Origin of the sequence: Glutamicibacter sp. NPDC090743 (assembly GCF_044769125.1) — a bacterium.
Lineage (GTDB): Bacteria > Actinomycetota > Actinomycetes > Actinomycetales > Micrococcaceae > Glutamicibacter.
Genome location: NZ_JBIVXE010000003.1, coordinates 1 through 11717 on the forward strand (window position 1 = coordinate 1; position 11717 = coordinate 11717).

The 11717-nt window shown below is 66.3% G+C and carries 9 protein-coding genes; 1 reads left to right on the top strand and 8 read right to left on the bottom strand.

What is annotated here, in order from left to right; genetic code table 11:
• Window positions 1-428 precede the first annotated feature (428 nt).
• The 5 genes from tyrS to argH form a co-directional block, all read right to left on the bottom strand.
• On the bottom strand, window positions 429-1748 hold the full coding sequence (gene tyrS, locus ACIQTS_RS06455) for a tyrosine--tRNA ligase (RefSeq protein ID WP_402472729.1): 1320 nt from the start codon (window positions 1746-1748) through the stop codon (window positions 429-431).
• A gap of 190 nt (window positions 1749-1938) precedes the next feature.
• Complete coding sequence (locus ACIQTS_RS06460) at window positions 1939-4221, bottom strand: HelD family protein (protein ID WP_402472161.1); 2283 nt, start codon at window positions 4219-4221, stop codon at window positions 1939-1941.
• Between the two features lie 248 nt (window positions 4222-4469).
• Window positions 4470-5009 (bottom strand): adenine phosphoribosyltransferase, encoded by a 540-nt coding sequence (locus ACIQTS_RS06465; RefSeq protein ID WP_105658124.1) that lies wholly within the window; start codon window positions 5007-5009, stop codon window positions 4470-4472.
• Window positions 5010-5114: 105 nt separating this feature from the next.
• Window positions 5115-5855 carry a maleylpyruvate isomerase family mycothiol-dependent enzyme gene (locus ACIQTS_RS06470; RefSeq protein ID WP_402472164.1) on the bottom strand — a complete coding sequence of 247 codons (741 nt, stop codon included), beginning with the start codon at window positions 5853-5855 and terminating at the stop codon, window positions 5115-5117.
• Between the two features lie 119 nt (window positions 5856-5974).
• Window positions 5975-7390: an argininosuccinate lyase gene (gene argH / locus ACIQTS_RS06475; RefSeq protein ID WP_402472167.1), complete on the bottom strand. Its 1416-nt coding sequence runs from the start codon at window positions 7388-7390 to the stop codon at window positions 5975-5977.
• A gap of 252 nt (window positions 7391-7642) precedes the next feature.
• On the opposite strand from argH, the gene ACIQTS_RS06480 reads away from it, so the two are divergent.
• Entirely contained in the window at window positions 7643-8194 is a 552-nt protein-coding gene (locus tag ACIQTS_RS06480; protein WP_402472170.1) for a macro domain-containing protein, read from the top strand.
• An 80-nt stretch (window positions 8195-8274) separates the two neighbouring features.
• Here the strand turns inward: ACIQTS_RS06480 and ACIQTS_RS06485 are convergent, their stop codons facing one another.
• The 3 genes from ACIQTS_RS06485 to argF all read right to left on the bottom strand — a co-directional run bounded on the left by ACIQTS_RS06485 (window position 8275) and on the right by argF (window position 11692).
• Window positions 8275-10128: an HNH endonuclease signature motif containing protein gene (locus ACIQTS_RS06485; protein WP_402472173.1), complete on the bottom strand. Its 1854-nt coding sequence runs from the start codon at window positions 10126-10128 to the stop codon at window positions 8275-8277.
• Window positions 10129-10227: 99 nt separating this feature from the next.
• On the bottom strand, window positions 10228-10731 hold the full coding sequence (locus tag ACIQTS_RS06490) for an arginine repressor (RefSeq protein ID WP_105658129.1): 504 nt from the start codon (window positions 10729-10731) through the stop codon (window positions 10228-10230).
• Between the two features lies 1 nt (window position 10732).
• Entirely contained in the window at window positions 10733-11692 is a 960-nt protein-coding gene (gene argF / locus ACIQTS_RS06495) for an ornithine carbamoyltransferase (protein WP_402472177.1), read from the bottom strand.
• Window positions 11693-11717 lie beyond the last annotated feature (25 nt).

The window sequence follows — 11717 nt, forward strand, 5'->3', positions numbered from 1 at the left end:
TGCAATGCCTCAAGCAAATGTTATGTATTCACCAAATAAAAATATTCGGTATCAACAAACTTGGCACACTATTGAGTTCTCAAACAACAAACACTCTCGACACCACAACCACCAATCCTTCGATGACTGCTTCGCTCCGGAGCAACTTTACAAGCTTACCACCAAGTTGACCGTTGTCAACTCGACGTTTCAGTCTTGTTCACCCCGCCGTTTCCGTTTCGCCCTTTCAGGCTGTCCGGATCAGCGGCGCGAGATAAAACTCTACACGGGTTCAGCCACGACGCAAAATCGGCCTACGGGTCGAATTTCAGCCTCTAATCCGACCTTGACTAGGGATTATCATAATTAGGTACAACAAAACCGCCGGAAAAGTGTCTTGGTTCACAAGCTTTTCCGGCGGTTTAGTGTAGTGCGGTAGTTACTGGGCCCTACTTGGCCAGTTCAGCCACTGCCATGTTCTTCTTGCCGCGGCGCACGATCGCGTAGCGGCCATGCAGGAAGTCCGCCTCGGCCAGTTCAGTTTCGATGCCGCCAACCTTGCCGTTATTGACGTAGGCGCCACCTTCAGCGACCGTACGGCGTGCTTCGGACAATGACTTGCTCAGGCCCGAGGCAACCAGGACATTCAAAATGCCCAGATCGTCCGCAGCAACCTTCGCCGAAGGCAGCTCCGCGATAACCGATTCCAGGGTAGGAAGATCAATCGCGCCCAGATCGCCATTGCCGAAGACCGCAGCCGAAGCGGCGATCACCTGCTCGGTAGCCTGCACACCGTGAACCAGGGAAGTGACTTCCCAGGCCAAGGTGCGCTGGGCGACGCGCTTGAACGGGCGCTCTGCAACTTCGGTTGCCAGTTCCGCGATCTGCTCGCGGGTCAGGAAGGTGAATACCTTCAAGCGGTCGATCACATCCGCGTCGGAGGTGTTCAGCCAGAACTGGTAGAAGGTGTACGGGCTGCACATTTCGGCATCCAGCCAGATGGCGTTGCCCTCGGACTTGCCGAACTTGGTGCCGTCGGAGTTGGTGATCAGCGGGGTGCCGTAGGCGTGCACCGAGTTGCCCTGGACCTTGCGGATCAGGTCGGTGCCGCTGGTCAGGTTGCCCCACTGGTCCGAGCCGCCGGTCTGCAGGGTGCAGCCGTACTGGCGGTTCAGCTCCAGGAAGTCGTAGCCCTGCAGCACCTGGTAGGAGAACTCGGTGTAGCTGATGCCCTCGTCGGAGTTCAGTCGCGCGGCGACGATCTCCTTCTTGATCATCGTGCCCACACGGAAGTACTTGCCCACATCGCGCAAGAAGTCCAAGGCCGACAGCTGCTGCGTCCAGTCCAGGTTGTTGACCAGCTGCACCGCGTTCTCGCCCTCATCGGAGAGGAAGCGGGAAACCTGCGCCTGGAGCTTGGCGACCCACTCGGTCACCGTCTCCCTGGTGTTCAAGGTGCGCTCCGCAGTTTGGCGCGGGTCGCCGATCAGGCCGGTGGAACCGCCAACCAGGGCCAGCGGCTTGTGGCCGGCCAGCTGCAGGCGGCGCATATTCAGCAACTGCACCAGGTTGCCCAGATGCAGGGACGGCGCAGTGGGATCGAACCCGCAATAGTAGGTCACAGACTCTTCGGACAGGGCTCGTTCCAGCTCGGTTTCGTCGGTGGACACGTGCACCAGGCCGCGCCACTTGAGTTCCTGCCAGACGTTCTCGAAAGATGCGTCGTTGCTCTGTCCCGCAATCACGGGATTCTGCTTCGTATCAGACATGCTCACTGTGACCATTTTCTGTCTTCGTTCTGCCCCGAGTGCCCGCGTTGCTGCTTGCGTGCACCTGTGATCGCACCGGGAGTTGGGGTTGCCTTCCCGGCGCATGGGTTTAAGGTTATCGCTTGGTGGCAGGCTCGTGCCACTTCCCCGGCCCGCCCCTTGGTCACATAGCCGACCCCGCGGTGCGCTGCTAGCCTTCCAGGCCTTCAGGCAGTTCGCGGGTGTGGACCACGCGCAGGCGCTGGGTGGTACGGGTCATCGCCACATACAAATCGCCCACGCCGCCGTCCACCTCGTCGACCAGCTCGGCCGGTTCCAGGATCAGCACGCCGTCGAATTCCAGGCCCTTGGACTCGCGCGCGGTGATCACCACGATGTCCTGGCTCAATCCGCCCGAACCGGCGCCAACGCGGTCGCCATGCACGTCCTGGACCGCCGCGCGGATGCGGGCCAGATCCTGCTGCGGCACGATGATCGCCTGCAGTCCCCCGGCCGAGTACTCCAGCTCTTCGCCCAGCGCGGCCAGGACCGCATCCTGGACTTCGGCCTCGGTGGTTTTGGTCAGCACCGGTGGCCAGTCGCCTTCGCGGACCGCCTGCGGGGTGGTGATCCGCAGGCCGGCGGCCTGGGCCACGCGCACCGCCGCGTCGGCGATCTGCGCCGGGGTGCGGTAGTTGACGGTCAGCTCTTCGAGCTCGAAGCGCTCACCGAAGAACGGCTCCAGGGCCTGGGACCAGCTGCTGGCGCCCGAGGCGGCCGAGGTCTGGGCGATGTCGCCCACGATGGTGAAGGACTTCATCGGGCAGCGGCGAACCAGCAGGCGCCACTGCATCGGCGAAAGCTCCTGCGCCTCGTCGACCACGATGTGCCCGTAGGCCCAGGTGCGATCGGCGACGGCGCGTTCGGCGGCCGTGAGCCGGGCCGCAGTTTCCTGGTTCACCCCGGCCACCTGCTCCGCGGTGACCACACCGTCGATGCCGGCGTTTTCCAGCATGGTGTGCATATTGCGCAGCGCGGCCTTGGCATTTTCCACGTCGGCCTCGTACTGGGCGGTGTGCGTGCCGGCCAGCGGGTCGGCGAACTCGCCGAGCAGCCCGGATGCCTCATCGAGCAGCGGCACATCGGCCTCGGTGAACGGCGAGCCGGCCCGGCGGTACAGGGCGTCGCGGTCCGTTTCCTTCAGGTGCGGGGCCGCGGCGGCCAAAAGGTGCGGGGTGGCGAACAACTCGGCCACCAGCTGCTGCGGGGTCATCGGCATCCAGCACAGGTTCAGCGCCACGCGCACATCGTGCGATTCGCGCACTTCCTGGGGCAGGTAGGAACGGTCAGTGGTCGAGGACTGCCCGGCCGATTCCTCCAGCTTGCGGCGCAACTGCTCGGCCAGGTCCCCCACCAGCACCTTGACGAAGGTTTCGCGGGCCTCGTTGTAGGGCTTGTGGGTGTGGCGGGCGCGTTCTCGTGCGTTCTTGACCATCTTCGGGGTCAGGGTCAGGCGGGTTCCCTCCACGACCAGGGTGCGGGTTTCCGGAATCAGCCGCTGGCGATTGCGCACCGCAGTGGCGATCACCCTGGCCATGGACAGCTGGCCCTTGAGCCGGGCGACGGTGCGGCTGGTTTCCGGCACGGCGTGGATGCCGTGGTAGAGCTCGCCCACCGAGGACATGACCACGCCGGTCTCGCCCAGCGAGGGCAGTACGCGCTCGATGTAGCGCATGAAGGAAGTGGACGGGCCGACGATCAGCACCCCGGCGTTCTTCAGCCGTTCGCGGTACTCGTAGAGCAGGAACGCCGCGCGGTGCAGGGCGACGGCGGTCTTGCCGGTGCCCGGACCGCCCTGGACCACGACGGCGCCGGGCAGCTGCGCGCGGATGATCGCATCCTGCTCGGCCTGGATGGTGCCGACGATATCGCCCATGCGGCCGGTGCGCTTCTCGCGCAAAGCGGCCATCAGCGCGCCCTCGCCGTGGTGGGTGTGCCCCTCATCCAGCCAGGTCTCGTCGAGCACGTCGTCCTCGATGCCGGCCACGGTCCGGCCCTTGAGCATCAGGTGGCGGCGGCGGCGCACCCCGCGCGGATTCAGCGCGGTCGCCTGGTAGAAGGGGGCCGCTTCGCTGGCGCGCCAGTCGATCATCAGCCGGTTCAGGTCCTCGTCGGACAGGCCGATGCGGCCGATGTAGCGGGGGGCGCCGGAGGATGAGCCGTTGCCGGCTTCCTGCCCCTGGCCGTTGGCTGCCATATCCAGGCGGCCGAAGACCAGTCGGTCCTCGACGGCGTCGAGCTGGGCAATCCGGTCCTCGTAGAGGGTGGCGAAAGAGTCGCGTTCGGACATGTTCTGGAAGGTGCCCACCGCCCCCTGGGCCCGGGTGCGCTCAAGCTGCTCCACCTTTTCGGCGCGCAACTCGTCCAGCCGCGCGTACAGGCGGCCCACATAGTCGGATTCAGCTAATAGATCGGCCTCGATCGTATCGGTCAACCCAGTTTCCCCTCGCGCTCAAAATGTGCCCCTGCGCAAAGCACAGGGCCCTACGTAAAACGGTTCCCACGTAAAAACACAGGACAGATAATGATACGCGCCTTTGGCCCGGCGCAGGTAATCGCGCGCACCGGTGCCAAGCGCTGGCCGGGCCCGCTGCCGGGCTGTTCGCCAACGGCGTGGAAGCGTGGCGGTTTGTTACCTGCGCGCCGCTTCCCGGCTGCCGCTTCGGCACCGCGCTGCCCGGCTCAGGAGTGGACGACCTGCAAGGAGAGCACCTTGTGCCCCGGCAGCTTGGCCCGTCCTTCGAGGCCATCGAGTTCCAGCACGACGCCGACGCCGGCGATCCTGGCACCGGTCTGCTCCAGCAGGCGGACCGCTGAACCCACGGTGCCGCCGGTGGCCAGCACATCGTCGAGGATCAGCACGCGGGTGCCCGGGGCGATCTCGTCCTTGTGCACCTCCAGGCAGCTGGTGCCGTATTCCAAGGTGTACTCGTCGCGGTAGACCTCGCGCGGCAGCTTGCCGGCCTTGCGGATGGTCAGCATGCCCTTGCCCGAGGCGTAGGCGGCGGCCGCCGCCAGCACGAAACCGCGGGCTTCGAGGCCCGCGACGATGTCGAACTGCCCCTCAAAGGGGGCGATCAGCTCGTCGACCATGCGGCGCAGGCCGGTCGGGTCGGCGAAGACCGGGGTGAGGTCCTTGAAGGAGATCCCTGGCTGCGGGTAGTCGGGCACGATCTCGCACAGTCGATCCAGCAGGTCGCTAATGCTCTCAGAAGTAGTCACGCCTAGTAATTTTAGTCCCTTCGCGCGCCGCACGCCGCACGATCGTGCATAATCATGAGCACATTTTGGGCGGTGTCCATGCGGTACGGCGGTTAACCATCCAGGCTAGCGGTTCATCAAGCGATCGCTGGGCCAGGGCAGCAGCTGCGGGTCCGCGGCCCCGTCGGCGGCCGCGGTAACCTGCACCGGCCCGGCCGCCGGGCGGCCGGCCATCCATGCGGCCAAGTCGAAATCGGTGCCCGAGAGCACCCACGATTTCGCCCCGTCCCCGAGCACGATCCGGGGTTTGCCATGCGGCTGCAGCACCAGGCGGGTTCCTTCCGGAACGCGGGCTTCGAGCGCCCGGAACAGATGCGCGCTGAATGCCGGCGGCCAGCTGGCGGCCGGGCGCAGGAATTCGTCCAGGTCGGTGGCGTGGATCAGCATCTCTCGCCAGGTCGCGTACATCAGGTCCGCGGCCTTGGCCCCCGGGCGGTACCCCACCGGCTCCTCCCACGTGGCTTCGGCACCAGGCAGGGTGGCGCGCAACTGGGCCAACGCGTCGGCGGCCAAGGCGCGCAGGGACTCCGGGCGCATCAGCGCGGTCATGTTGATCGCCTCGATCCGGCCCTCGGCGCCCCCGTCGTACATCAGCGGCGGCCGCTGGGCTCCGGCGTACTCGAACTGGCACACGGCGGCCTTCGCGAAGGAGGCCAGATGCGCGATCAGCTGGGCGGTGCTCCAGCCCGGCAGCGAACTGGGCTTGCTGTACTGGGTGTCGGGAACCTCCCGCACCTGTACGGAAAGTTCATCCAATGCGGTGGTGACCTGCCCGATGAGTTCGGCAGGGGCCAGGAGTCGAGTCATGAATCACACTTTAGCGCGAATCGGGCGCAAATGCGCAAGGGCTCGAAGCCGTGGTTAAGGCGCAAGTGGCCGCCGGGCAGGATTCTTCCCGCGCGGCGGCCGCTTGGCCCTGCCTGGTGCTACTTGGCCCAGGCCTTGATCTGGTCGAGCTGACGCTCGAACTCGGCGAGCTGCGCTGCGACTGCGCTCGGGGCGGTGCCGCCCTGGCCGTTGCGGGCGTTCAGCGAACCCTCGGTGGAGAGCACCTCGCGCACCGCCGGGGTCAGGTGCTCGGAGATGCCGGCGTATTCCTCGTCGGTCAGGTCCCACAGTTCCACGCCGCGCGATTCGGCCAGCTGCACCGCAGCGCCGGAGAGTTCGTGGGCGTCGCGGAACGGCACGCCCTGGCGGACCAGCCATTCGGCGATGTCGGTCGCCAAGGCGAAGCCCTGCGGGGCCAGATCCGCCATGCGCTCGGTATTGAAGGTCAAGGTGCCCATCATTCCGGCGACCGCCGGCAGCAGGATTTCCAGGGTGTCCGCGGCGTCGAATACCGGTTCCTTGTCTTCCTGCAGGTCGCGGTTGTAGGCCAGGGGCAAGGCCTTGAGGGTAGCCAGCAGGCCGGTCAGGTCGCCGATCAGGCGCCCTGCCTTGCCGCGGGCCAGCTCGGCGATATCGGGGTTCTTCTTCTGCGGCATGATCGAGGAGCCGGTGGAGAAGGAATCGTGCAGCTTCACGAAGCTGAATTCCTTGGTGGCCCAGAGGATGACCTCCTCCGAGACGCGCGAGAGGTCAACGCCGATCATGGCCGCGATCCAGGAGAATTCGGCGAACACGTCGCGGGCGGCGGTGCCGTCGATCGAGTTATGCACGGCCGAGTCGAAGCCCAGCTCGGCGGCGACGAAGTTCGGATCCAGGCCCAGGGTCTGGCCGGCCAGCGCACCGGAACCATAGGGCGACACGGCGGCACGCTTGTCCCAGTCGACCAGGCGCTGCACATCACGCAGCAGCGGCCAGGAGTAGGCCAGCAGCAGGTGCGAGAGCAGGATCGGCTGGGCATGCTGCAGGTGGGTGCGCCCGGGCATCGGCGCATAGGGGTGCGCCTTGGCCTGCTCGACCATGGCGTCAAGGGTGTCGATCACGCCGCGGGCGATGATCCGCGCGTGGTCGCGCAGGAACATCCGGCCCAGGGTGGCGATCTGGTCATTGCGCGACCGGCCGGCGCGCAGCTTGCCGCCCAGGGCGGTGCCGGCGCGCTCCAGCAGGCCGCGTTCCAGCGAGCCGTGGACGTCTTCGTCGGTTGGCGCTGCGACATAGACCTCGGAGATGACGTCGGCTTCGAGCTGGTCCAGGGCGGCGATCATGTCTGCCAGCTCGGCATCGGTGAGCAGGCCCGCGCGGTTCAGCACCTTGGCATGGGCACGGGATCCGGCAATATCGTAGCTGGCCAGGCGCCAGTCGAAGTGGGTGGACTTGCTCAGCGCTGCCATTGCATCCGCTGGGCCGCCGGAGAAGCGACCGCCCCAGAGCGATCCTTCATTTGTTGACGAGGCCATGGCCCGTTCCTTTCTGCCGGAGAAAATTGACGTTGCACCCTACTCTAGCAAAGCTTTATGCAATGTAACTCATATTTATGCAACGGTGTGCCGATTCATGCATCACATGCTTATCGCTGCGGCCTGCTCTGCGGGGCCTGGCCAGGCTCCGGAACACGCAGGAAACCTTAGGTTTTGCCTCTTCCAGTACTCAGCGCCCGGGCGTATGGTGTGATCATAGAGCCGATACGGAACGTTCTTCGGAGGTACCCAATGGAAATCCAGCTGTACCGGGGTGATATCACCACCCTTCATGTTGATGCCATCGTCAATGCGGCCAATCCTTCGCTGCTCGGTGGAGGCGGCGTCGACGGCGCGATCCATGCAGCTGCTGGTCCCAGCCTGCTGGCCGCCTGCCGGGAAATTCGGGCCAATCGCTACCCCGACGGGATTCCTTCGGGCATTGCCGTCGTCACCAAGGCCGGCAACCTGCATGCCAAGTGGGTCGTCCACACCGCGGCCCCCAACTTGGCGCTGATCAAGCCGAACCCCAAGATCCTCGACGACTGCTTCGTGAACTCCCTGTATGTCGCGGCCCGCCACGAGGCCCACTCGGTCGCGTTCCCGGCGATTGGCGCAGGGGCGTTCGGGTGGGATCCTGATCAGGTTGCCAGCATCGCCCATGCAGCGATCAGCCGGTGGATCGAGACCAATAAGCATATTTCGCCGATCCACAAGATCATCCTGGTCGCGCATACCGATGAGGTCCAGGCCGCCTTCGAGCGGGCGTTCTCGCTGGATGCCGTGGAGGATATTGCCGCCTGACCGAATCCGAATGGCATTAACGCACGAACTCTGCCGCGCACTCCTAGTCGAGGGCGCGGCAGTTTTGCGAGGTCGGGCAGCTAGGTGCGGGCGAAATAGGTGTTGCGCCGCGGCAGCTGCTGCGGATCCAGATGCTTGGGCAGGATGACATGGGGCAGGCCCTTGATCTTGACCAGTTTCAGGTAGCCGCTGTGGACCATGGTGTGGTGCAGTGCGCAGAGCGGGCAGCAGTCCTGGAGTCGGGTATGGCCGCCCTTGGCCCACGGTTTGAAGTGGTGGAATTCGATCAGTGCCGGGTCTGCCGTGCAGCCTGGGACCAGGCAGCCGCCGTCCCGGTCGCGGGCGGCAAGTTTCATCCAGCGCGGGAAGAGCCGGGCGTCGCGTCCGATATCCATGATCACCCCGTCGGCGTTGTAGATCGGGCTGATCACCTTGGCTTCGCACAGCATGGTGCGCAACTGGGGCACGGAAATTTGCACGCCGTGCGCGCTGATGCCGGTGAGCGATGCGAGATCCTGGAGATCCTCAAAGCGCGCGTGCACCACGATTTCGGGGGTGATGCGCTTGCCCTGGCTGTCGGGGCCGATATTGCGCAGGATTGCGTTCAGCGCATTGAGCCGGCGTTCGGGCACCGAACAAGTTGCCGGCAAGCCCGGCAGTGGTGTGCCCGGCGGGTTCGGCGGGTCGGGATCTGGCGCGGCATCATCCGCAGGAGCTGGCAGGCCAACGCCCGCCCAGTCCGGAGCAGGTTGGTCGCTGTTCCAGAGGTGCTCCCCGGGTTCTTCCCACTCGGCCTTGCCACCAGGCGCTTGCTGGCCGCCGTCGGATTCCGGGTCGGGGTCGGGCTCCGGGCCGGGGTGTCCGCTGGAAGACGGCTCTGCGGTATCGCAGTGCTCATCGCCGGAAGGGCTGTCGCTGGCGGCGCCTGCGGCCTTGCGGGCGGCGGCGCCGGCCTTGGTGCGCTTGTTGTCGGCCTGCGTGATCAGCGATTCCCAGAGTTCCGCGTCGATCTCCCGGACACGGACGATGAATTCATGAACCCCATTGACCACCTTGCCGCGGAAGAGGCCCAGCTTCGGGGTCGTAGCCTGGTCGTGCGCGTCCTTGTACTCCTTGATCAAGCCATTGATGCGCTTCTGCCGGATGCGGATCTGGTCTTCCCTCAGGTGCGCGGCGGCATGCTCCTCGAGCAAGGTGCCGTCGGCGGCCTTGGCAGTGGCCGTGGTGGGCAGGCCGTCGAAGGTGGTGTCTTCGGGTTCGAACTTGTCCAGCGCGCGGGCGGTTTTCAGCACCTCGCGGGGATCCGGCGTGCTGTGCAGGCCAGGCAGGGCCCAGCCGGCAGGCGACAGCATGGCCTCCGTGGACGGATCTGCGACTGGCGTGCCTGGGGCGGGAGTGCCGGCAAAGTGTTCTGCGAGCAGGGTGAAACGCGGGGCGCAGGCAGCACCGGCGATATCCTTGCGGGCGTGGACCAGATGGGCGTCCCTGACGCGGCGGTCGGCCTCGAAATAATTCACATCCAGCATCTGGGACAGGACGGTGGCCGCATCGAGGTAGAGGGTGCGGCCGGGCGCGAATTGCGCAGGGGCGCTGAAATCGGTGGTGCCCGCGCGCAGGTGGTCGAATTCGGCGAGGTCCAGGGCGTGGGCAGCGCTGGTCTCCACCTGGCTTGCCGCCATCACGACGGTGCGGGCGGCTTGCCGGCTGAAGGCTTCGGCGAAGTGGGCGTGGGCTAGCGCGAGGCGCGGATCGGCGCAGCCCGAGGCCTGGGCGCAGAGGTTCTGGAACAGCAACAGGCACGCGGCTTCGGCGCGCAGCAAGCTGGCGGCGTCCAGCGGGGTGCCGCTGGCCAGCTGCTGCGCCACGGTCCCCAGGCTGGCGGCCAGTGCGGGTCCCGCGGTGCTCGTGGCGCTGGCGCTCTGAAGTGGTTCCATGCCCCGATCATCGGGCGCCATCTCGACCGGCATGGCAAAGCCGCCGCGGACTGTGGAGAAGTTCGCGGCGGCAAGCGCCCGATCACCTGGCGGCGCCGGTCAGCGCGGCTCGGCCAGCTGCAGGAAGCGGGCGGCCACTTCGGCGCCGCCGTCGGCCGCGCGGGTGGTGACCATGATGGTGTCATCCCCCGCGATGCAGCCCAGGATCGAGGGCATCTGCGAGTGGTCGATGGCCAGGGCCAGCAGGTTCGCCGCGCCCGGCGGGGTGCGCAGCACCACGATATTCCCGGAGGCCTCGGCGGTGACCAGCTGCTCGGCGCAGATCTTGGCCAGGCGCGCGTCGAGCACTTCCTGGGTGATCGCGGTCTTCGGGGAACGGTCCCCGCCTTCCTGGCGCACCGCGTAGATCAGCTGCCCGGAATTGTCGCGGATGCGCACCGCTCCGATTTCCACCAGGTCGCGCGAGAGCGTGGCCTGGGTGACTTCCAGCCCGTCGTCCTTGAGCAGGCCGAGCAGCTCGGCCTGGGACTTGACCGAGTTGTTGCCCAGGAACGCGCGGATGCGGGCCTGGCGGGCGGTTTTGGTGCTTGGCTGGGCGGACATCCTAGAGCTCCACTCGTGGATCTTCGGCCAGGCCGGAGGCGACCATCAGCCAGGCCATCACGGCCTTCTGCGCGTGCACGCGGTTCTCGGCCTCGTCGAACACGACCGACTGCGGGCCGTCGATGATCTCGGCGTCGATCTCGTAGCCGCGGTAGGCCGGCAGGCAATGCAGCACGATCGCGTCGTCCTTGGCCAGCTTCATGGCTTCGGCGGTCACCGAGTAGCCGGTGAACAGCTGCTGGCGTTCGGCCTTCTCGGCTTCCTGGCCCATGGACACCCAGGTGTCGGTGACGACCACGTCGGCGTCTTGCAGCGCGGCGGCGGCATCGGTGGTGATCGTGGCCGATCCCCCGGTCAGCGCGGCGCGCTGCTGCGCGGCCTCGATGATGCGGGCTTCGGGCAGGTAGCCCTCGGGGCCGGCGATGCGCACGTGCATGCCGGCGGTGACCCCGGCCAGCAGGTAGGAGTTGGCCATGTTGTTGGCCGCGTCGCCCAGGTAGGCCATGGTCAGCCCGGCGGTCTTGCCCTTGTGCTCGCGCACGGTGAGCAGGTCGGCGATCAGCTGGCAGGGGTGGTAGTCGTCCGATAGCGCGTTGATCACCGGAACCGAAGAGTTCGCGGCCATTTCCTCCAGGCCGGACTGGGCGAAGGTGCGCCACACGATGGTGGAAACCATGCGCTCGAGCACCTTGGCGGAGTCGGCGATGGACTCCTTGTGGCCCAGCTGCGAATCGGCGGAGTTGATGATCAGCGGCGAGCCGCCGAGTTCGGCGATGCCGGCGTGGAAGGACACGCGGGTGCGGGTGGAGGTCTTGTCGAAGAAGACCGCAACGCTCTGCGGGCCGGCGAACGGCTGGTAGCCGTACTTGTCGGCCTTCATCGCCGCGGCCAGGTCCAGCACCTTGGACTGCTCGTCGGGGGTGAAATCCAGGTCGGTCAGGAAGTGGCGGGTTGCGCTCATGGTGTTAGTCCTTTGCTGTCGCAGG